Genomic DNA, 20,874 nt, shown 5'->3' on the forward strand with positions numbered 1-20,874 from the left:
TGCATCTCATGCCCATTCGCCGGTTTTCCGTCACCGGCTTCTGGAGGATTAGGATGCGTAGTCTGGTTTTATTGCTGGCGTCGTTGACGCTGAGTGGTTGCATGACCGTCAGCGATATGGCCGAAGGCACTCGCTATCAGATGAGTGATGCCGGCTTGCTCGACCACAGCGACACCCGTCGCACGGCCTCGATTCGCGTGCAGCCGGACTCCTTTATCTTTATCGCCCAGGGTGCCTTCGTACCGCCGGGCAGTGCCTACCCGCGTCCTAACGTGGTGGCAGAGGAAGCCTTCAACGGCTTCGTCGAATACTTCCCCATGGTGCGCCGCGCCCGCCAACCGGAAGGTCTGGAACAGGCAATGTCCGAAGCTCGTGCAGCCGGCGCTCACTACCTGTTGTACTGCCGATTTGCGGCAGCGGATGACCGTATCGGCAATGCCGACGAGTGGGCTGATCAGCAGGCCCTTGACCGGCTTGGCCTGGACAACGGTGTCATCCAGATCATGTTGATCGAGACCAGCACCCAGTATTTGATTGATACTGCACGTATTCGCAGTCGTGGCGGTTTACTGACGTTCCACGACAATAAGCCAGAAGACTTGATTGCCCGCCCCCTGGCGCAGTACGCCCGCGGCCTGCTTGGGATGAGTGATCAATAAGCACCAGGAGAAGCCCATGACCGATTCCGCCAAAGCCAACGATCTGTTGGCCCAACTGCCCAAAGGCAAGGGACCGGCGCCGGTGCATCTGTGGAACCCGGATTTCTGCGGCAATATCGATATGCGTATCGCCCGCGACGGCACCTGGTTCTATCAGGGCACGCCGATCGGGCGTAAGCCGATGGTCAAGCTGTTCTCCAACATCATCCGCCGCGATGGCGATGATTACTTCCTGATCACTCCCGTGGAAAAAGTTGGCATCACCGTCGACGATGCGCCGTTTGTCGCCGTGACCCTGGAAGTCGAAGGGCAGGGCGAAAGCCAGGTATTGCGCTTTACCACCAACGTGGATGAGCAAGTCGAAGCCGGTCTTGAACATCCGTTGCGCGTGGTGGTCGATCCGGTCACCCAGGAGCCCGCGCCCTACATCCGGGTGCGCACCAACCTTGAAGCCTTGGTGCATCGAAACGCGTTCTACCAATTAGTGGAACTGGCGGTGATCCGTCCGATCAACGGTCAGAACTGGCTTGGTGTCTGGAGCGCTGGGGAATTTTTCCGTATTGGGCTGGAGCCTTAGGGCCCGTTTTTTCATGTTCCTGAAATAATTCGCTTGCTGTAAATAACGGCTTTCGGTTATCAATTTGTACATGATTAGACATGTTCGATTTGATAAGAAAAAACGCGTCGTCGACGAGCTTATACGCCGTATCGAGGGCGGAGTGATGGTCGACGGTTTTCTGTTGCCGGGTGAGCACCAATTGGCCGAGGAGTTTGCGGTCAGTCGCGGCACCCTGCGCGAAGCGCTGGCTGAACTCAAGCGGCGTAATTACATAGCGACCCAGAGCGGCGTCGGCTCCATCGTCACCTTTGACGGCATGGTGCTCGACCAACATAGCGGTTGGGCCCAGGCCCTGGCCGACACCGGCGCGCGGGTGAGCACTGATATCCTGCGCCTGGAAGCGGTGACTCGCCCGGACCTGTTCAACCGTTTCGGCAGTGACCAATTCATCGCCCTAGACCGGCGCCGGCGCACTGCCGACGGCACCGCCGTGTCCCTGGAGCGCTCGCTGATGCCAGCCTCCGGAGGCCTGGAGAGCCTGCCTGACGTGGGCCTGATCGATGACTCCCTGACCATCACCCTGGCAGCCTACGGGTATGTCGGGGCCGAAGGTGACCAGTGGATCGGCGCCGAGCCCCTCAGCGATGAAGACGCCGAGTTGCTTGGCCGCCCTACAGGTACGGTGTTCCTCAAGGCGTCGCGCACGACCTACGACCGTCGCGAGCGTTTCATGGAGTACGTCGAAAGCTGGCTCGATCCTATGCACTTTCGTCTGCACCTGCAGTTTGGACATTCGAAATGACCCCGCACACTCGCGCCCTCGGCGCGTTCTACGGCCTGGCATTGGGCGATGCGCTGGGCATGCCGACCCAATCCTTGAGCCGTGAACAGGTCCGGGCGCGCTTCGGTGCTATCACCGGCCTGGAAGATGCCGATGCTGACCAGCCCATCGCGCCAAACATGCCCGCCGGCTCCATCACCGATGACACCGAGCAGGCGATCCTTGTGGGCGAATTGCTGGTGGAAGGCCAGGGCACGATTGAACCTACCGTGCTCGCACAGCGCCTGATCGACTGGGAGGCAGTCATGCGTGCCAAGGGCTCGCAGGATTTACTCGGCCCATCGACCAAGCGTGCGATCGACATGATCCTCGCCGGCCACACGCCGGAAGAATCCGGGCGCTATGGCACCACCAACGGCGCCGCGATGCGCATCACGCCGGTGGGGATCGCCGCTGATGTCAGCGACCCGGCACCGTTTATCCAGGCGGTGATCCAGGCCTGCCAGGTCACCCATAACACCACCCTGGGTATTTCCAGTGCGGCGGCGGTGGCGGCGGTGGTGTCGGCTGGCATTAATGGCGTGGATTTGGGTGAGGCACTCAATATCGGTATGCAAATCGCCCAACAAGCAGAGCACCACGGACACTGGATCGCCGGCGGGCGTATTTCCACGCGCATCAGTTGGGCGCGGACGTTGAGCGTCGACAGCGGTGACAAGGTCCTGTTCGCCGACCTGCTGTATGAGTTGATTGGCACCTCCGTGGCTTCACAGGAGTCAGTGGTGGTGTCCTTTGCCTTGGCCCAGCAAGTGGCGGTCGGCGAGATAAATGCCTTCGAGGCCCTGTGCCTGGCCGCCAGCCTTGGTGGCGACACCGACACCATCGCCGCGATTCTAGGGGCCATGTTGGGCGCATGCCTGGGCATGCAGTGCTGGCCTGTGGCGATGATCGATCAGGTCAAGCAGGTCAACGGCCTGGATATTCAGCCTCTGGTTCAAGCGCTGCTCAAATTACGCTGAACACCACAGAGCAAAAATGTGGGCGCTGGCTTGCCTGCGATGACGGTGTGCCAGCCATTGATGCGCTCACTGGATAGCCGCCTTCGCAGGCAAGCCAGCTCCCACACTGAATCGTGTTGAGTCAGGATGACCGGCTTAGAGATTGGATTCTTTGCCACAATTACAACAATACAGGCACCAGGAGCGCCCCTCATGAGCAGCACCTCTTCCGGCCAGAGCGCTGGGCAATTGGAAACACGTGGTATCGAACCTGTCCCGGAAAGCGAGTGTAACGGGCACCCGCTGCAACTGTTCTGGGTGTGGTTCGCGGCCAACATCAGCATTCTTGGCTTGCCGCTTGGCGCGACGCTGGTGGCGTTTCGCGGCCTGGCGATCTGGCAAGCAATCATCGTGGCGATCCTCGGCGCTGCCGGTTCCTTTGCCGTGGTAGGCATCATCTCCATCGCCGGTCGGCGTGGCCGCGCGCCCAGCCTGACGCTGTCCCGCGCCATCTTTGGCGTGCGCGGCAATATCGGCCCAACGCTGGTGTCGCTGATGTCACGCCTGGGCTGGGAAACCGTCAACACCACCACAGCCGCCTTTGTGCTGCTGTCGTTGAGTTCGATCCTGTTCGGTTCTGCGGTGGAAGCGAAAAGCGCACCGTTACTCACCCTGATATTCATCGCGATCTTCGTGCTGCTGACCCTGGCCGTATCCGGCCTCGGACACGCCACCTTGCTGGTGATCCAGAAGTGGGCCACCTACGTGTTTGGCGCCTTGAACATTCTGGTCGGCGGCTTCCTTTGCGCCACTATCGATTGGAGCGCAGTGTTCAATGCCACGCCGGCACCGCTCAGCGCGATGATCATTGGCGTCGGCACCATGGCCGCGGGCACCGGTATCGGCTGGGCCAATGCCGGCGCCGACATGTCGCGCTACCAGCACCGCAGTGTGAAAGCGGCGCGCCTGGTGGCATCCGCCGCGTTTGGTGCGGGCATCCCGCTGGTGTTGCTGATCACCCTTGGCGGCCTGCTGTCGGTGGGCAATAACGACTTGGCGTCGGCCACTGACCCGATCATCGCGATCCGCGACATGCTGCCGACCTGGATGGCGGTTCCGTACCTGATCACGGCGTTTGGCGGGCTGCTGCTCTCCAACAACCTGTCGGTGTACTCGGCGGGTCTCACCACCTTGACCCTTGGCTTGAAGGTCAAGCGTGTGCACGCGGTGATCGTCGACATTGTGGCAATCTTCGCCGGTTCGATTTACTTCATGCTGATCGCCGACAGTTTCTATGGCCCATTTATCACGTTCATCTCGTTGCTGGCGGTGCCGATTACGGCCTGGGTCGGCATTTTCGTGGTCGACCTGATCCACCGTCACTACTACAGCCCCACGGACTTGCTGGACGTGAGCCCAAGCAGCGCCTATTGGTATCGCGGTGGTGTGGAGTGGCGCGCATTCGGCGCCTGGGCCCTGGCGATCGTGTTGGGCTTCAGCTTCACCACTATTGGCACCACCGCCGAAAACATCTGGTTCGCCGGGCCGTTGTCCGACTCGTGGCTGGGCCATAACGGCCTCGGCTGGATCGTTACCTTCCTGGTGGCCGGCGGGGTTTATGCGGCGCTGGGTGGCGCGGCTGACCGTCGCCCGGCTTTGATAGAGAACCCCAATGTCTAGATTGCTGCACACCGGCCAGGTCATCGTCGACCTGGTCATGGCCCTCGATACCTTGCCCGCATCCGGCAGCGACGTGCTGGCGCAATCGGCCAGCTTCGAAACCGGTGGGGGGTTCAATGTGATGGCTGCGGCCAAGCGCAATGGGCTGGCGGTGATCTATCTGGGGCGCCACGGCAACGGGCGCTTTGGCGACCTGGCCCGCGCAGCGATGCTGGCCGAAGGTGTGGAAATCGCCCAGGCGCCCAGCACGGACAAAGACACGGGGCTATGCGTTTCGCTGACCGAGGCCAGCACCGAGCGCACGTTCATTTCCCATATCGGCGCTGAAGGTGATTTGAACGCCGAGGATTTGGCGAGCGTGGTGCCACAATCGGACGATTACGTTTATGTCAGCGGTTACAGCTTGTTGCTGGAAGGCAAGGCCCAGGCGCTGCTCGACTGGCTGCTGACGCTGCCCCGTCACGTCACCGTCGTGTTCGACCCCGGCCCGCTGGTCAAGGCGCCGGATTCTGCACGGATGGTGGCCCTGCTGCCGCGTATCGATATCTGGACCAGCAATGGCCCGGAGGCGCTGGCATTTACGGGGGCAGGTACGTTAACGGAGGCACTGAGCGAGCTGAAGCGTCACCTGCCCGACACTGCCTTGCTGGTGGTGCGCGATGGGCCGAAGGGTTGCTGGGTCAGCGCCGAGGGTGCCGTCGAGCATGTGCCGGGCTTCAAGGTACAGGCGGTGGACAGTAACGGCGCGGGCGATGCGCATGCGGGGGTGTTTATTGCGGGGCTGGCGAACGGACTGGCACCCGCTCAAGCGGCACGGCGGGCAAATGCGGCAGCGGCGTTGGCCGTGACACGTTGGGGCCCGGCTACATCGCCCGGCACCCCTGAAGTCAATGCCCTACTCACTGAATAAACCCAATCAACACTGTGGGAGCCGGGCAAGCCCGGCTCCCACAGTGTTTAGCGGTGTGCCCTACATTACTGGGCGGTCTGACTTTCCAGCTTGCGCGCCTCATCCACCCCGGACGCCGTCAACTTGATCGGCAAGTTCAACGAATACTCCCCGGCCTCATCGGTGGTCACATGCCCATCCTTGATAAGCCCGCGATCCTGCAGAGATGCCAAGGCACTGGCGACCACTTTTTCTCCGCGGTAGTTATCCAGCACTTCCTTGCCCAACCCTTGGGGGTGCGCGTGCAGCAGGCGGGTGAGGACTTCTTTTTCAAGGTCTTTATCGACGTTCATGCATACCTCTTCACTGGGGAATGATCGGGTGTCTTTAGAGCGACTCGCTGTTTATGGCGCAGTTTTTTTCGGCGCGCCTGGCAGGTTCGAATCATCGCTTTTATTGATCGTCGGCTCATTCACGGATGGGCCCATTTTGCCGTTGCCGACGGCGGCAGGCGCCTGGCGTTCGGTGTCGTGGCCTTGGGTGTGCGGGTCAGCGCCATTAGTGTTGTCGATGACCGCGCCGCCATTGGTATCCAGGCCCGTGCCCATGGATTTCTGCGACTCGCTGGTCGCGTCAGGCGTGGTGGTGCCGGTCGACGATGTGGCGGCGAAACTGCTCAGGGACACCGCCGACAGCAGGCCGGTGAGCGCGAGGGCAGCAAACTTGGAATTCTTCATGAGGGTGTCTCCATATGATTAATGTCCTTACCCTCTATTGGTCAGTTGACGTTTCCTGATCGTGCCTTGATGGCGACGAACGGTATCAAGTGACCTGTAAGATTTTGTGTGACGAGACCCGACGCCAGGCCAACCGCGCCACGCTGATCAACCAATTGCAGGTGGCCACCGCCAGCACGCTCATCATCAGTGCCGACAAGCCGTAGTCGACGATGAGCTTGCCCGCCAACCAGGGAAACCCGAAGACCCCGACAAAATACGCCAGGCTGAACAGCAGCAACGCCTGGGACGTCATGCCGGATGGCGCCTCATGGGCTACCAACCCGTTGATCACGGAATACGTCAGGCCGTACCCGACCCCCAGCAGCGCCGCTGCCAGCAAATAGCTGAGGTTTCCGCTCACGCCAAAGGCAAACAGCGCGATCGACCCGAGCATGATCCCGGATAACACGCAGGCCGCCCGGTAAGCATCACGCTTGACCACAAAGCCGGCGATCAACAGGCGACTGGTGATTGCCGCACTCAGGAAACCTGCGAAGAACAGCGAATAATCCAGCCCATGCGCGGCGGCGTAGCTGGTCTGGAACGATGAAAGCCCGCCAAATACGCAACCCCCCAGGCCAACCATCAGGATGGCGAACACCGCTTTGGAAGACAGCACTCGACGGCTGGCACCCCAGGAAATCTTTGCCGTAGGTACGTGGGTGTGATGCTTGAATTGTGCGCCCATGCGCCAGAACATCACGGCACCTGCGAGGCTGGCCAACCCGGCGATATAAAATGCGGTTGTCAGTGGCAGCTCCAGCGCGCTGGCGGCGCGCCCGAGCAGAGGGCCCGCGCCGATCCCGCTCAACATGCTGCCCGACAGCAGCGCAAAGTACTTGGCCCGATGGTGAGGCTCCACCAGCAACGTCACGATGATCGGTCCCAACGTGTAGAACACGCCCCAGCCCAGCCCCAGTGACAGCCCGAAAAGCATCAAGCCTTGACCAAACCCTGGCACCAGCGCAAAACCCAGGCAGGCCACCACCAGCAATACGCCCATTCCCGCAATCGCACGCGCCGCACCCAACGCATCCGCCAAATGCCCGGAAAGCACCACCGCCACGAAGGTACTGAGCATCGCCGTGGAGATCACGCTACCGGCATCGTGCTCATTGCCGCCGCGTGAATGAATCAGCAGCGACAGCAAAAAGGTCGAGCCGTAGGACAGCGACAGCAGGAAACTGGCAAGGCAGAACAGCGCGAAGGTTTTCGCGCTCACCGAGGGCATCGCAGGCATGGGCACGTCTCGAATCGTTGGAGGTGTGCCGTCTGTTTACCATGCATGCCTGCGCGGATTGTTCTGTGGTTGATGGTGCTCGCATTGCTCCACAGCGGAGTAAAGCGCCCCGGCCCCGGTGAAAATGCACTGCAATCAGTCATGAAAGCGCCTTAGTATGTGTGCTTTGAAATTGCCAAGGCTCGCCCATGACCATCGAGATTCGCCCCGCCGTGCCCAGCGATGCTGCGCAGATCCTGACGTTCATCACTGAATTGGCTGAGTACGAAAAAGCCCGGCATGAGGTGATCGCCAGCGTGGTGGACATTGAGCGCAGCCTGTTCAGCGAGGGCGCCACCGCCCACGGCCTGATCTGCTCTCGCGATGGCGTGCCGATTGGGTTCGCGGTATTTTTCTTCAGCTATTCCACGTGGTTGGGCAGCAACTGCCTGTACCTGGAAGACCTCTACATCAACCCGGAGCAACGCGGCGGCGGGGCGGGCAAGAAGCTGCTGCGCCACCTGGCGAAGATTGCTTTTGATAACGGTTGCGGGCGCTTTGAGTGGAGCGTGCTGGACTGGAATGAGCCGGCGATTGCCTTCTACAAATCCATCGGCGCGCAGCCGCAGGAAGAGTGGGTGCGCTATCGCATGGAAGGCGACGCACTACGAGACTTCGCCCTCGGCTAGCACCCTTCTGTAACCACTGAAGATCAAAATGTGGGAGCGGGCTTGCTCGCGAATGCAGTGGATCAGTCGACATTTTTGGTGACTGACACACCGCATTCGCGAGCAAGCCCGCTCCCACATCATTTCTGTGTCTCTCTCACTATATGGGATGCAAATTTATATATTGAGATGTTTCAAATGATAGGTTTATAGTCGGCTGCATCAGCACTCACTACCAAAAATAAAACAGGTGAAGCGATGCAGGCACAACCGTTGTCACTCCCCGCCGTGCCCGAGCCCACCTACGGCGAGCGGCTCAAAGGCAAGGTGGTGATCATCACTGGCGCCGCCCAAGGCATTGGCGAGGCCATCGTCGCGTGTTTCCAGGCTCAGCAGGCGCGCCTGGTCATCGCCGATATCCAGAGTGAGAAGGTCGAGCAAGTCGCCGCCCACTGGCGTGAACGCGGTGCTGACATCTACGCGCAAGCCGTCGACATTACGTCTAAAGATCAATGGCAGGCGCTGGTCGATCTGACCCTCGAGCGCTTCGGCCGCGTGGATGTGCTGGTCAACTGCGCCGGGGTCAATGTGTTCCGCGACCCGCTGGAAATGACCGACGAAGAGTGGCGCCGCTGCTTCGCCATCGACCTCGACGGCGCCTGGTACGGCTGCCGCTCGGTGTTGCCGCACATGATCGAGCAGGGCATCGGCAGCATCATCAACATCGCGTCTACCCATTCCAGTCACATCATTCCCGGCTGCTTCCCCTATCCCGTGGCCAAACACGGCCTGCTCGGCCTTACGCGTGCCCTCGGCATCGAGTACGCGCCCAAGGGCATTCGTGTGAATGCCATCGCGCCGGGCTATATCGAAACCCAGCTCAACGTCGACTACTGGAACGGCTTCGCCGACCCCCACGCCGAGCGCCAGCGCGCCTTCGACCTGCACCCGCCCAAGCGCATCGGCCAGCCGATCGAGGTGGCGATGACTGCATTGTTCCTGGCGACCGACGAGGCGCCCTTTATCAATGCCACCTGCCTGATGATCGATGGCGGGCGGTCTGTGATGTACCACGACTAAAACCTGCAGCGCTCAATAACAAAAAGAGGTAGCTCATGTTCAAGAAAACTCTAGGCGCAGTAGCGCTTGCGATGGCGTTCAGCGGCGTGGCATTGGCCGAGGAAGTGAAGATCGGCTTTCTGGTCAAGCAGGCCGAAGAACCCTGGTTTCAGACCGAATGGGCCTTCGCCGAAAAAGCCGGTAAGGAACACAGTTTTACCGTGATCAAGATCGCCGTACCGGATGGCGAGAAAACCCTCTCGGCCATCGACAGCCTGGCCGCTAATGGCGCCAAGGGCTTTGTGATCTGCCCGCCGGACGTGTCCCTGGGCCCGGCCATTGTTGCCAAGGCCAAGGTCAACGGCTTGAAGGTGATGGCGGTGGACGATCGCTTTGTCGATGCCAAGGGCAACTTCATGGAAGACGTGCCTTACCTGGGCATGGCCGCCTTTGAAGTCGGCCAGAAACAGGGCGCCGCCATGGCCGCCGAAGCGAAAAAACGCGGCTGGGACTGGAAAGAAACCTACGCTGTGATCAACACCTACAACGAACTCGACACCGGCAAAAAACGCACCGACGGTTCGATCAAATCCCTTGAAGAGGCGGGCATTCCCAAAGCCCACATCCTGACCGCCGCTCTCAAGACCCTTGATGTTCCCGGCAGCATGGACGCCACCAACTCAGCCCTGGTCAAGCTGCCCAGCGGCGCGAAGAACCTGATCATCGGCGGCATGAACGACAACACCGTACTGGGCGGCGTGCGCGCCACCGAAAGCGCCGGCTTCAAGGCGGCCAACGTGATCGGCATCGGCATCAATGGCACTGACGCCATCGGCGAATTGAAGAAAGCCGACAGTGGCTTCTTTGGTTCGATGCTGCCCAGCCCGCACATTGAGGGCTACAACACTGCGCTGGCGATGTACGAGTGGGTCACCACCGGCAAGGAACCGGCGAAATACACCGCCATGGACGAAGTCACCTTGATCACCCGTGCCAACTTCCAGGAAGAGCTGACCAAAATCGGGCTGTGGAAATGACCGGCGCGGCCTTGCGCTTCAACGGTATCGGCAAGGAGTTTCCTGGGGTCAAGGCCCTGGCGCAGATCAGCTTTGAAGCGCGGCCGCGCCAGGTGCACGCGCTGATGGGCGAGAACGGCGCGGGCAAGTCGACGCTGCTGAAAATTCTCGGTGGTGCCTACATCCCCAACAGCGGCACGCTGCAAATCGGCGAGCAGACCATGGCCTTCAAGTGCGCGGCCGACAGCATCGCCAGCGGCGTGGCGGTGATCCACCAGGAGCTGCATCTGGTGCCGGAAATGACCGTGGCCGAGAACCTGTTCCTTGGGCATTTGCCGTCGCGTTTTGGGGTGGTCAATCGGGCGCTGCTGCGCAAGCAGGCGTTGGCTTGCCTCAAGGGCCTGGCGGATGAAATCGACCCGGATGAAAAGCTCGGCCGCCTGTCCCTGGGCCAACGCCAACTGGTGGAAATCGCCAAGGCGTTGTCCCGTGGTGCGCATGTGATCGCGTTTGATGAACCCACCAGCAGCCTGTCGGCGCGGGAGATTGACCGCTTGATGGCGATCATCACGCGCCTGCGCGATGAGGGCAAAGTGGTGCTCTACGTGTCGCACCGCATGGAAGAAGTGTTCCGCATCTGCAACGCGGTCACGGTGTTCAAGGACGGCCGCTACGTGCGCACCTTCGAGGACATGAGCGCGCTGACCCATGACCAGTTGGTGACCTGCATGGTTGGTCGCGATATCCAGGATATCTACGACTACCGTTCGCGTGAACGCGGCGAAGTGGCACTCAAGGTCCAGGGGCTGCTCGGTCCAGGGCTGCGTGAGCCTGTCAGTTTTCAGGTCCACAAGGGCGAGATTCTCGGCCTGTTCGGGCTGGTAGGGGCGGGGCGTACCGAGCTGTTTCGGCTTTTAAGCGGATTAACGCGTACGACCGCAGGGCAGCTGGAACTGTGCGGCAAAAAACTGCAACTGCGCTCACCGCGCGATGCCATCGCCGCCGGCGTGCTGCTGTGCCCGGAAGACCGCAAGAAGGAAGGCATCATTGCGCTGTCCAGCGTGGCCGAGAACATCAATATCAGCGCACGCGGTGCCCATTGCGCCTTTGGCTGGCTACTGCGGGACGGCTGGGAAACGCGCAATGCCGACCAGCAAATCAAGGCAATGAAAGTCAAAACGCCTAACGCTGAACAGAAAATCATGTACCTGTCCGGTGGCAATCAGCAGAAGGCCATTCTCGGCCGCTGGCTGTCGATGCCGATGAAAGTGCTGCTGCTGGATGAGCCGACTCGGGGTATTGATATCGGCGCCAAGTCGGAGATCTACCAGATCATCCATAACCTCGCGGCCAGCGGCATCGCGGTGATTGTGGTGTCCAGCGACCTGATGGAAGTGATGGGTATCTCCGACCGCATCCTGGCGATGAGCGAAGGCGCCCTGACCGGCGAGGTGGCCCGCGATCAGGCGGATGAAGCACGGCTGTTGCAACTGGCTCTCCCGCGTTCGCGGGCTTGAAGAATTCGAGGTGAATGATGTCTGAGGTAAAAACTGCAAAGGGCTTCTGGCCGGGTTTCAACCAGCGCAAGTTCCTGGACGATTGGGTGATGCTGTTGGCGGCACTCGGCATCTTTGTGCTCAGCGCGCTGTTTATCGACAACTTCCTTTCTCCGCTGAATATGCGCGGGCTGGGCCTGGCTATTTCTACGGTGGGCATTGCGGCGTGCACCATGCTGTTCTGCCTGGCGTCGGGGCATTTCGACTTGTCGGTGGGCTCGGTGATCGCCTGCGCCGGCGTCGTCGCGGGCATTGTGATTCGTGACACCGACAGCGTGCTCCTTGGCGTATCGGCGGCCTTGGCCATGGGCCTGGTGGTAGGGCTGATCAACGGCATCGTCATCGCCAAGCTGCGCATCAACGCGTTGATCGCGACGTTGGCGACCATGCAGATCGTGCGTGGGCTGGCGTACATCTTCTCCAACGGCAAGGCGGTTGGCGTGATGAACGAAGACTTCTTCGTCTTTGGCAGCGGCCAGCTGTTGGGTGTGCCGGTGCCGATCATCATCACCGTGCTGTGCTTTATATTCTTCGGCTGGCTGCTCAACTACACCACCTACGGGCGCAACACCATGGCCATCGGCGGTAACCAGGAAGCCGCGTTGCTGGCCGGGGTGAACGTTGACCGGACCAAGATCATCATCTTTGCTGTGCATGGTTTGATTGGCGCCTTGGCCGGGGTGATTCTTGCGTCGCGCATGACCTCAGGCCAGCCAATGATTGGCCAGGGTTTTGAGCTGACGGTGATTTCGGCTTGCGTGCTGGGCGGGGTGTCGTTGAGCGGCGGCATCGGCATGATCCGCCATGTGATTGCGGGTGTGCTGATCTTAGCGATCATCGAGAATGCGATGAACCTGAAGAACATCGACACGTTTTACCAGTACGTGATCCGGGGCTCGATCCTGTTGCTGGCCGTCATCATCGACCGCATGAAGCAACGCTAACGTCACAGTCTAAAAGACGCTGGAAATCTAATGTGGGAGCGAGCAAGTCGAACCGCCGCTCCCACATTTGGATCTCCACAGTATTGAGGTTCAGCTTTTGCCATAATGGCGCCGTTTTCGTACTTCCCAATAGGCCCGATATGCAGGAAAACGCCCACACCCCCGCCAAAGACACCGCCCCCACCGGTACCCAGACCCTGCTGCGTGGCCTGGGCGTGGTACAGGCAGTGGCGGCCGGTGCGCGGGATCTGAAAGAGATCGCCCGGCGCATCGGCACCACCCGCAGCACCACCCACCGCCTGGCCAGTTGCCTGGTGGACGAGCGTTACCTGCGCGTGGTGCCCCAGGTTGGTTACCTGCTGGGGCCGAAGTTGATCGAACTGGGTTTTCAAGCGCGGGAAGAGTTGCCATTGGTGACCCTGGCCATCCCGTATCTGGACGAGCTGTCGGCCCTGACCGGTGACACCATTCACCTGGCTATTCGCGAATACGACGACGTGCTTTACCTGCACAAGAACCCTGGCCGCTACGGCCCGGAAATGCGTTCGCGGGTCGGTCATCGCATGCCGCTGGCACGGACCGGGGTTGGCAAGGCGATGTTGCTGGATGACTCGGCTGAGGAATGGCGGCGTCTCTACGAAGCCAGCTTGCCGGAGGGTGGCAAGAACCTGCAATGGCCGCAGCACCCGGAGCAATCCTGGGCGCAGTTCGAGCAGCGCATGCGTGAATACGTGGTGGGCGGTTATGCGTTCGACCTGGAAGACAACGAACCGTCGATCCGGTGCGTGGCCGCACCGGTGCGCGATGCCAGCCGGCGAATCGTCGCCGGCATCAGCATCGCCAGTACCGTGCCCTACATGCCGCTGGAAAAAATGGCCGAGCTGATTCCTGTGATCAAACAGGTCGCAGCGCGCCTCTCCGCGGAATTGGGCGCAAGAACCTGACCCCCCGTAGCAGCTGTCGAGCGCCAGCGAGGCTGCGTTCGCGGTGTACCTGACACGCCGCAGCCTCGCCAAGGCTCGCCAGCTGCTACGGGCGAGCGTCGTTTGGTTAGACCTTCAAGGTCGCCATGTCGATGACAAAGCGGTACTTCACATCGCCCGCGATCATGCGGCTGTAGGCTTCGTTGATGTTGCGGATATCGAGCATCTCGATGTCACAGCTGATGCCGTGCTCGGCGCAGAAATCCAGGACTTCCTGGGTTTCGGCAATGCCACCGATCAACGAACCCGCCAGCACTTTGCGGCCCATGATCAGCTTGGCGGCGTTGACCGGCGGGTCGATCGGTTCGATCAGGCCGACCAGGATGTGCACGCCGTCAAAGCGCAATACGTCGAGGTAGGGGTTGAGGTCGTGTTGCACCGGGATGGTGTCCAGCAGGAAGTCGAAGTGCCCGGCGGCGGCTTTCATCTGCTCGGCGTCGGTGGACACGATCACGTGATCGGCGCCCTGGCGACGACCTTCTTCGGCCTTGCTCGCGGAGCGGGTGAACAAGGTCACTTGCGCGCCAATCGCCTTGGCCAGCTTGATGCCCATATGGCCCAGGCCGCCCATGCCCAATACGCCCACTTTATCGCCGGCCTTGATGCCGTAGTGCTTGATCGGCGAGTACATGGTGACGCCGGCGCACAGGATCGGCGCGGCGCTGGCCAGGTCGAGCTTGGCTGGGATCTTCACCACGAAGTGCTCGCTGACCACGATGCTGTCCGAGTAGCCGCCCATGGTGTTGCTGCCGTCGACGCGGTCCGGGGTGGCGTAGGTCATGGTTGGACCTTCGAGGCAGTATTGCTCCAGGTCGGCTTTGCACGCGTCGCAGTGACGGCACGAGTCGACCATGCAGCCCACGCCGACCAAGTCGCCGACCTTATGCGCGGTCACGTTGGCGCCGACGGCGGTGACCTTGCCGACAATCTCGTGGCCCGGCATCAGCGGGTACACGGCGATGCCCCATTCGTTGCGCGCCTGGTGGATATCGGAGTGACAAACGCCGCAGTACAGGATCTCGATAGCCACGTCATCCACGCGCGGGCTGCGACGTTGGAAGGACATGGGGGCGAGGGGAGTGGTGGCCGACTGGGCGGCGTAACCGATGGCGGTGTACATGGGGGAACCTCGCAAAAGCAATCACAGGAGAGGCCGCGCATTTTCCGCGCCGAGCCTTGATGCGGCCATGGCGATTGCTCCGAGTCTCATGCCTATTTGTCCGGGAGTGCCCCTTGATTGGATTTTTGTGTCGCCAGACCTGCGATGATGTTCTCATCCCTTTTTTACGAAGTTTTTGCCATGTTGTTGACTCGCCATCTCGACGCCAACGCCACGCTAGTTTCCCTGATTGAAGGCCTCACGCCGCGTGACGGTTTTTCTCCCACCCACCTGCCCGGCGTGCAGGTGCTGCGCGCCAGTTGCGACGTGGCGCGCGGGCCGCAGATCTATGAGCCGAGCCTGATGTTTGTGGCTCAGGGCAGCAAGGTCGCCTACCTGGGCCCGCGTACGCTGGAGTATGGCGCCGGGCATTACCTGATTCAGGCGATGCCGGTACCGTTCGAGTGCGAGACGTTTGCCATGGCGCCGGATGCACCGCTTTTGGGTGTGACGGTGGGGATCGATCGTGTGGTGCTGGGCGAGCTGGTGATGGCCATGGGCATTCAGGCCGGGCCGCCGCCGACGGCGCAGACGCTGGAGTCGATGAGTTCGGTGGTGCTTGATGATGCCATGCGCGGGTGTGTCGAACGGCTGTTGCAGTGCCTGCACGATCCGCTGGAAAGCCGGATCATGGGCCCGGCGCGGGTGCGCGAGTTATTGTTCACCGCGTTGCGCGGGCCGCAGGCCGATGTGCTGCGTGCGCTGGTCGAACAGCAAGGGCAGTTCTCGCGAATTGCCACGTCACTGAATCACCTGCATGCGCATTACGCCGAGCCGCTGAACATCGAGACGCTGGCGGGCTATGCGCACATGAGCGCGTCGACTTTTCATGAGCACTTCAAGCGCTGCACGCTGTTGTCGCCGGTGCAATATCTGAAGCGTTTGCGCTTGCTCAAGGCCCAGCAGTTGCTGCTGGTGGAAGGGATGGGTGTGGCGCAGGCGGCGCACAGCGTGGGGTATCAGAGTACATCGCAGTTCAGCCGGGAATATAAGCGCTACTTCGAGCGTAATCCCGGGGAAGAGCGGGCCGCATAAATCTTATTGATTCAACCCGGTCAGTATGGGAGCAGGCAAGCCAGCTCCCACATTTTGACCGAGTCGAGCACAAAAAAGGCCCTCGCACTGAGGGCCTCGTTGTTCAAGCAGCTGACTTACATGTTCGGATAAGTCGGCCCACCCGCGCCTTCCGGCGTCACCCAGGTAATGTTCTGCGAAGGGTCCTTGATGTCACAGGTCTTGCAGTGCACACAGTTCTGGGCGTTGATCTGGAAGCGCTTCTCGCCGTCTTCCTGGGTGATCACCTCATACACACCCGCCGGGCAGTAGCGCTGCGCCGGTTCATCGTAGAGCGGCAGGTTGGTGCCGATTGGGATGCTCGGGTCTTTCAACTTCAAGTGGCACGGCTGCTCTTCTTCATGGTTGGTACCGGAGATGAACACCGAGCTCAGTTTGTCGAAGCTCAGCTTGCCGTCAGGTTTCGGGTAGTTGATCCGGGTGCTGTCCTTGGCCAGCTTGAGGCAGGCGTAGTCCGGCTTGGTGTCGTGCAGGGTGAACGGCATTTTGCCGCCGAGGATGTTCTGGTCGAACCAGTTGAAGCCCGCGCCGATGATCGGGCCGAACTTGTGCATCGCCGGGCCGAAGTTACGGCTGGCGAACAGTTCCTCATAAAGCCAGCTGGACTTGAAGTTGTCGACGTAAGCGGTCAGTTCATCACCGCCTTCGGACTCGGCAAACAGGCGGTCGGCCACGGCGTCGGCGGCGAGCATGCCGGACTTCATCGCGGTGTGGCTGCCTTTGATCTTGGCCACGTTCATGGTGCCCAGGTCGCAACCGATCAGTGCGCCGCCCTTGAAGATCATCTTCGGTAGCGAATTGATGCCGCCTTTGGCCAAGGCGCGTGCGCCGTAGCTGATGCGCTTGCCACCTTCCAGGTACTGGGCAAGCACCGGGTGATGCTTGAGGCGCTGGAACTCATCGAACGGCGACAGAAAGGTATTGCTGTAAGACAGGTCGACAATCAGGCCGACAACCACCTGGTTGTTTTCCAGGTGATACAGGAACGAGCCACCGGTGTTCTCGTTGCCCATGATGTCCAGCGGCCAGCCGGCGGTGTGCACCACCAGGCCTGGTTGATGCTTGGCCGGGTCGATCTCCCAGATTTCCTTCAGGCCGATGCCGTAGTGCTGGGCGTCGGCATCGCTGGCCAGGTTGAAACGTTCGATGAGTTGCTTGCCGATGTGGCCACGGCAGCCTTCGGCGAACAGCGTGTATTTGCCACGCAGTTCCATACCCGGGGTGTATACGCCTTCTTTTGGATTGCCTTCGCGGTCGACGCCGAGGTCACCGGTGATAATCCCGCGCACCACGCCGTTCTCGTCGAACAGCGCTTCCTGTGCTGCAAAGCCTGGGTAGACTTCCACGCCCAGGTTCTCGGCCTGCTGGGCCAGCCAGCGGCACAGGTTGCCCAGGGAGATGATGTAGTTGCCTTCGTTGTGCATGGTCTTGGGCACAAAAAAGTCAGGCACCTTGGTGGAAGCGTCCGGGCTGCGCAGTACATAAATGTCATCGCGCACCACGGGGGTGTTGAGCGGGGCACCGAGTGCTTTCCAGTCCGGGAACAGTTCGTTCAGGGCGCGTGGTTCAAACACGGCACCGGAGAGGATGTGTGCGCCGACTTCGGAGCCTTTTTCAACCACGCAGACGCTGATTTCCTTACCGGCTTCGGCGGCCTTCTGCTTCAGTCGGCAGGCGGCAGACAGACCCGCCGGGCCAGCGCCGACGATGACCACGTCGAATTCCATGTATTCGCGTTCCACAGGCTATCTCCTACTCAAGGCTCAACAGGCTTTTTTTTCTAATGGGTGGAGGTTCGGTGTCGTCCGGCGCGAGGGCCGGACCCACCTTTCTCTCTAGGTGGCGCATTATATATAGACCACTGCTAGCGTCCAATACAAACGTTTGTTTGAATTGCCCGCAGGCTAGGTAAATCAAAGAGGCGCGGCTTATGACTGGCTATTTTGCCGTATTGACCAGAATAGGTGTTCCGGTCAATATACGGTCGGTTTCGCGCTTACCGTAGGCAGACTGCAGGTTTCAAGAGCACGTCCAAAAGCAAGACAGGTGACGCGCGCCCAAACGTTGGCGCGCAGTTTACACGCTGCGATAAAGAATGACCTCTCAGTCACCACTGACGAACGGTCATCATTTCCCGTGAGCCAGGTCACTCGCCGAGGCTTTTGGAGGTGCCCTTGTGTGCCGATGAGCATCAACCGCCAGGTTCGCCTAGGCGACTTTCTTTTCACCGGAGAGTAACGAGGAATCCATGAAGGTTCTTGTAGCTGTCAAACGCGTTGTCGATTACAACGTGAAAGTTCGCGTCAAGGCGGACAATTCCGGCGTCGACCTTGCTAACGTCAAAATGTCGATGAACCCTTTCTGCGAAATCGCTGTGGAAGAAGCCGTCCGCCTGAAAGAGAAAGGCGTGGCGACTGAAATCGTCGTGGTTTCCATCGGCCCTACCACTGCTCAAGAGCAGCTGCGTACCGCCCTGGCACTGGGCGCCGACCGCGCTATCCTGGTCGAGTCCGCTGAAGACCTGACCTCCCTGGCCGTGGCCAAGCTGCTCAAGGCGGTTGTCGACAAGGAACAGCCTCAGTTGGTGATCCTCGGCAAACAAGCCATCGACAGCGACAACAACCAGACCGGCCAGATGCTGGCTGCACTGACCGGTTACGGCCAAGGCACCTTCGCCTCGAAAGTCGAAGTGAGTGGCGACAGCGTGGCGGTGACCCGTGAAATCGACGGCGGCGCACAGACCGTTTCGCTGAAACTGCCGGCCATCGTGACCACCGACCTGCGTTTGAACGAGCCGCGCTACGCGTCCCTGCCAAACATCATGAAAGCCAAGAAGAAGCCTCTCGAAGTGCTGACGCCTGACGCTTTGGGCGTTTCCACCGCCTCCACCAACAAGACTGTAAAAGTTGAAGCGCCGGCTGCTCGCAGCGCAGGCATCAAGGTCAAGTCGGTGGCAGAATTGGTCGAGAAACTGAAAAACGAAGCGAAGGTGCTTTGAATTGGAGAGCAGGATCATGACTATCCTCGTAATCGCCGAACACGATAACAAGGTGCTGGCTCCGGCCACCCTGAATACCGTGGCTGCCGCCGCTAAAATCGGTGGCGACATTCACGTACTGGTTGCCGGCCAGGGCGTTGGCGCCGTGGCTGAAGCCGCTGCGAAAATCGCGGGTGTGAGCAAAGTACTGGTCGCCGACAACGCGGCCTACGCTCATCAACTGCCGGAAAACGTCGCGCCGCTGGTGGCAGAGCTGGGTGCTGGCTACAGCCACATCCTGGCTGCCGCGACCTCCAATGGCAAAAACATCCTGCCACGCGTTGCCGCGCAGCTGGACGTTGACCAGATCTCCGAAATCATCTCGGTCGAAAGCGCCGACACCTTCAAGCGCCCGATCTACGCCGGTAACGCCATTGCCACCGTGCAATCGACTGCCTCGGTAAAAGTCATCACCGTACGTGCCACCGGTTTCGACCCGGTTGCCGCCGAAGGTGGTTCGGCTGCCGTTGAAGCTGTTGCAGCTGCCCACGACGCTGGCACTTCCAGCTTTGTTGGCGAAGAGCTGGCCAAGTCGGATCGTCCTGAACTGACCGCTGCCAAGATCGTCGTTTCCGGCGGCCGTGGCATGCAGAACGGTGACAACTTCAAGCACCTGTACGCCCTGGCTGACAAGCTGGGCGCTGCGGTCGGCGCTTCCCGCGCGGCCGTCGATGCAGGTTTCGTACCCAACGATATGCAGGTCGGCCAGACCGGCAAAATCGTTGCGCCACAGCTGTACATCGCCGTCGGTATCTCCGGCGCGATCCAGCACTTGGCCGGTATGAAAGACTCCAAAGTGATCGTTGCGATCAATAAGGACGAAGAAGCACCGATCTTCCAGGTGGCTGATTACGGCCTGGTGGCGGATTTGTTCGAAGCCGTACCTGAGTTGGAGAAGCTGGTCTAATCCAGTCGCTTCACTTATAAAGAGCCCGGTCTTATGACCGGGCTTTTTTTGCGGCCCCTTTTTTGAACACCGGAGAGCTTCGCCATGGAACTGCGCCCCTGGAGCGTTTTGCTGGGCCTCACGCTGCTGCCGACGCTGTCGCTGGCGGCGGGCAAATGCGATCGCCTGGTGATCACCGGCAGCCCGGACACCCCACCTTTGCTCTGGCGCGACCCGCAGGACCCCACGCACCTGATCGGCGCCACCGCCGATGTGTTGCAACAAGTGGGCAAGGACCTCGGGTTAAAAATCGACCTGCTCTACGGCGGCACACGTTCCCTGGCCCTGGATGAAGTGCGCAGTGGGCGCATGGACATCCTCGCCGACGCGCCGCTGAACCTGGGTGAGCTGGAAACCCTCGATTACATCCACCCGGCGCTGGTGCAGCTCGACTATCTGGTCTGGACGCGCAAGGATTCGGCGCTGGCCTACACCACGGCCGCCGATCTGCACGGCCACAAGGGCGCCGTGTCCGAGCGGGCGCGCCTCAGCGCGGGCTTCGAAACCTTCGCCGGCCAGCAACTGACCCTGCGACGCCTGCCGTCCCTGACGCCAGCGTTTCAGAAACTGCTGCTGGGCGAGGTGGACTATGTGCTCGCCGGGCGTTATTCCGGCATGGCCATGGCGCAGACCTTGGGCATGAGCAACGACCTGGTCGCCCGCGATGTGCCGATCGACCAGCCGGGCTTGTACCTGGCGATTTCCCACAACTCGGCCTGCAATGATCCGTGGTTGCGCGGACAGCTCGCCAAAAAGATGACAGAATTGCCGACGTCCGGTGTGGCGGAAGCGGCGCTGCAGCGCAATCTGGAGCGCTGGAAAGCACAATTGCAGCAACCCGTCGGCACCCCAACAAAGTAGGGATTTT

Annotated in this window: 21 protein-coding genes; 16 read left to right on the forward strand and 5 right to left on the reverse strand. The window is 60.6% G+C overall.

Annotated features, from left to right (window positions below):
- The first annotated feature begins 53 nt into the window (after positions 1-53).
- The 6 genes from AACY30_RS02710 (at position 54) to AACY30_RS02735 (ending at position 5,587) form a co-directional block, all read left to right on the forward strand.
- Entirely contained in the window at positions 54-659 is a 606-nt protein-coding gene (locus tag AACY30_RS02710) for a DUF4823 domain-containing protein (RefSeq protein WP_339467791.1), read from the forward strand.
- Between the two features lie 16 nt (positions 660-675).
- On the forward strand, positions 676-1,236 hold the full coding sequence (locus tag AACY30_RS02715; RefSeq protein WP_339467793.1) for a DUF1285 domain-containing protein: 561 nt from the start codon (positions 676-678) through the stop codon (positions 1,234-1,236).
- A gap of 70 nt (positions 1,237-1,306) precedes the next feature.
- Positions 1,307-2,020: a GntR family transcriptional regulator gene (locus AACY30_RS02720; RefSeq protein ID WP_339539636.1), complete on the forward strand. Its 714-nt coding sequence runs from the start codon at positions 1,307-1,309 to the stop codon at positions 2,018-2,020.
- Complete coding sequence (locus tag AACY30_RS02725; protein WP_339467797.1) at positions 2,017-3,018, forward strand: ADP-ribosylglycohydrolase family protein; 1,002 nt, start codon at positions 2,017-2,019, stop codon at positions 3,016-3,018. The genes AACY30_RS02720 and AACY30_RS02725 overlap by 4 nt, the downstream gene beginning before the upstream one ends.
- 192 nt (positions 3,019-3,210) lie before the next feature.
- Positions 3,211-4,677: a purine-cytosine permease family protein gene (locus AACY30_RS02730; protein WP_339467799.1), complete on the forward strand. Its 1,467-nt coding sequence runs from the start codon at positions 3,211-3,213 to the stop codon at positions 4,675-4,677.
- The gene (locus tag AACY30_RS02735; RefSeq protein WP_339539639.1) at positions 4,670-5,587 is read left to right on the forward strand and encodes a PfkB family carbohydrate kinase; all 918 of its coding nucleotides are present in this window, start codon (positions 4,670-4,672) and stop codon (positions 5,585-5,587) included. Before AACY30_RS02730 ends, AACY30_RS02735 begins: the two co-directional genes overlap by 8 nt.
- A gap of 65 nt (positions 5,588-5,652) precedes the next feature.
- On the opposite strand, the gene AACY30_RS02740 is transcribed toward AACY30_RS02735, so the two are convergent.
- From AACY30_RS02740 to AACY30_RS02750, 3 genes are all read right to left on the reverse strand, one after another.
- On the reverse strand, positions 5,653-5,919 hold the full coding sequence (locus AACY30_RS02740) for a hypothetical protein (protein ID WP_339539642.1): 267 nt from the start codon (positions 5,917-5,919) through the stop codon (positions 5,653-5,655).
- 51 nt (positions 5,920-5,970) lie between these two features.
- The gene (locus AACY30_RS02745; RefSeq protein ID WP_339467805.1) at positions 5,971-6,303 is read right to left on the reverse strand and encodes a hypothetical protein; all 333 of its coding nucleotides are present in this window, start codon (positions 6,301-6,303) and stop codon (positions 5,971-5,973) included.
- 85 nt (positions 6,304-6,388) lie between these two features.
- Positions 6,389-7,585 carry an MFS transporter gene (locus tag AACY30_RS02750; RefSeq protein ID WP_339467807.1) on the reverse strand — a complete coding sequence of 399 codons (1,197 nt, stop codon included), beginning with the start codon at positions 7,583-7,585 and terminating at the stop codon, positions 6,389-6,391.
- 188 nt (positions 7,586-7,773) lie between these two features.
- On the opposite strand from AACY30_RS02750, the gene AACY30_RS02755 reads away from it, so the two are divergent.
- The 6 genes from AACY30_RS02755 (at position 7,774) to AACY30_RS02780 (ending at position 13,751) form a co-directional block, all read left to right on the forward strand.
- Positions 7,774-8,253 (forward strand): GNAT family N-acetyltransferase, encoded by a 480-nt coding sequence (locus AACY30_RS02755; RefSeq protein WP_034099874.1) that lies wholly within the window; start codon positions 7,774-7,776, stop codon positions 8,251-8,253.
- A 237-nt stretch (positions 8,254-8,490) separates the two neighbouring features.
- Complete coding sequence (locus AACY30_RS02760) at positions 8,491-9,312, forward strand: SDR family oxidoreductase (RefSeq protein WP_339539644.1); 822 nt, start codon at positions 8,491-8,493, stop codon at positions 9,310-9,312.
- Between the two features lie 35 nt (positions 9,313-9,347).
- On the forward strand, positions 9,348-10,328 hold the full coding sequence (locus AACY30_RS02765; protein WP_339539646.1) for a substrate-binding domain-containing protein: 981 nt from the start codon (positions 9,348-9,350) through the stop codon (positions 10,326-10,328).
- Positions 10,325-11,824 (forward strand): L-arabinose ABC transporter ATP-binding protein AraG, encoded by a 1,500-nt coding sequence (gene araG / locus AACY30_RS02770; RefSeq protein WP_339539649.1) that lies wholly within the window; start codon positions 10,325-10,327, stop codon positions 11,822-11,824. The genes AACY30_RS02765 and araG overlap by 4 nt, the downstream gene beginning before the upstream one ends.
- A gap of 17 nt (positions 11,825-11,841) precedes the next feature.
- On the forward strand, positions 11,842-12,807 hold the full coding sequence (gene araH / locus AACY30_RS02775; RefSeq protein WP_339418886.1) for an L-arabinose ABC transporter permease AraH: 966 nt from the start codon (positions 11,842-11,844) through the stop codon (positions 12,805-12,807).
- 140 nt (positions 12,808-12,947) lie between these two features.
- Entirely contained in the window at positions 12,948-13,751 is an 804-nt protein-coding gene (locus AACY30_RS02780; RefSeq protein ID WP_339436497.1) for an IclR family transcriptional regulator, read from the forward strand.
- 106 nt (positions 13,752-13,857) lie between these two features.
- Here the strand turns inward: AACY30_RS02780 and AACY30_RS02785 are convergent, their stop codons facing one another.
- Complete coding sequence (locus tag AACY30_RS02785) at positions 13,858-14,910, reverse strand: NAD(P)-dependent alcohol dehydrogenase (protein ID WP_339418883.1); 1,053 nt, start codon at positions 14,908-14,910, stop codon at positions 13,858-13,860.
- Between the two features lie 180 nt (positions 14,911-15,090).
- On the opposite strand from AACY30_RS02785, the gene AACY30_RS02790 reads away from it, so the two are divergent.
- The gene (locus tag AACY30_RS02790; RefSeq protein WP_049711947.1) at positions 15,091-15,984 is read left to right on the forward strand and encodes an AraC family transcriptional regulator; all 894 of its coding nucleotides are present in this window, start codon (positions 15,091-15,093) and stop codon (positions 15,982-15,984) included.
- A gap of 116 nt (positions 15,985-16,100) precedes the next feature.
- Here the strand turns inward: AACY30_RS02790 and AACY30_RS02795 are convergent, their stop codons facing one another.
- Positions 16,101-17,765 (reverse strand): electron transfer flavoprotein-ubiquinone oxidoreductase, encoded by a 1,665-nt coding sequence (locus AACY30_RS02795; protein ID WP_339418880.1) that lies wholly within the window; start codon positions 17,763-17,765, stop codon positions 16,101-16,103.
- Between the two features lie 506 nt (positions 17,766-18,271).
- Between AACY30_RS02795 and AACY30_RS02800 the strand changes: the two genes are divergently transcribed.
- From AACY30_RS02800 to AACY30_RS02810, 3 genes are all read left to right on the forward strand, one after another.
- Positions 18,272-19,021 carry an electron transfer flavoprotein subunit beta/FixA family protein gene (locus AACY30_RS02800; RefSeq protein WP_339418878.1) on the forward strand — a complete coding sequence of 250 codons (750 nt, stop codon included), beginning with the start codon at positions 18,272-18,274 and terminating at the stop codon, positions 19,019-19,021.
- A gap of 16 nt (positions 19,022-19,037) precedes the next feature.
- A complete protein-coding gene (locus AACY30_RS02805; protein ID WP_339539652.1) occupies positions 19,038-19,967 on the forward strand; it encodes an electron transfer flavoprotein subunit alpha/FixB family protein in 930 nt (309 codons plus the stop codon).
- An 84-nt stretch (positions 19,968-20,051) separates the two neighbouring features.
- Positions 20,052-20,867 (forward strand): substrate-binding periplasmic protein, encoded by an 816-nt coding sequence (locus tag AACY30_RS02810; protein WP_339539655.1) that lies wholly within the window; start codon positions 20,052-20,054, stop codon positions 20,865-20,867.
- The last annotated feature ends 7 nt before the right edge of the window (positions 20,868-20,874 follow it).

This window comes from Pseudomonas sp. RA_5y_Pfl1_P24, from assembly GCF_963970945.1.
Classification (GTDB): Bacteria; Pseudomonadota; Gammaproteobacteria; order Pseudomonadales; family Pseudomonadaceae; genus Aquipseudomonas; species Aquipseudomonas tritici.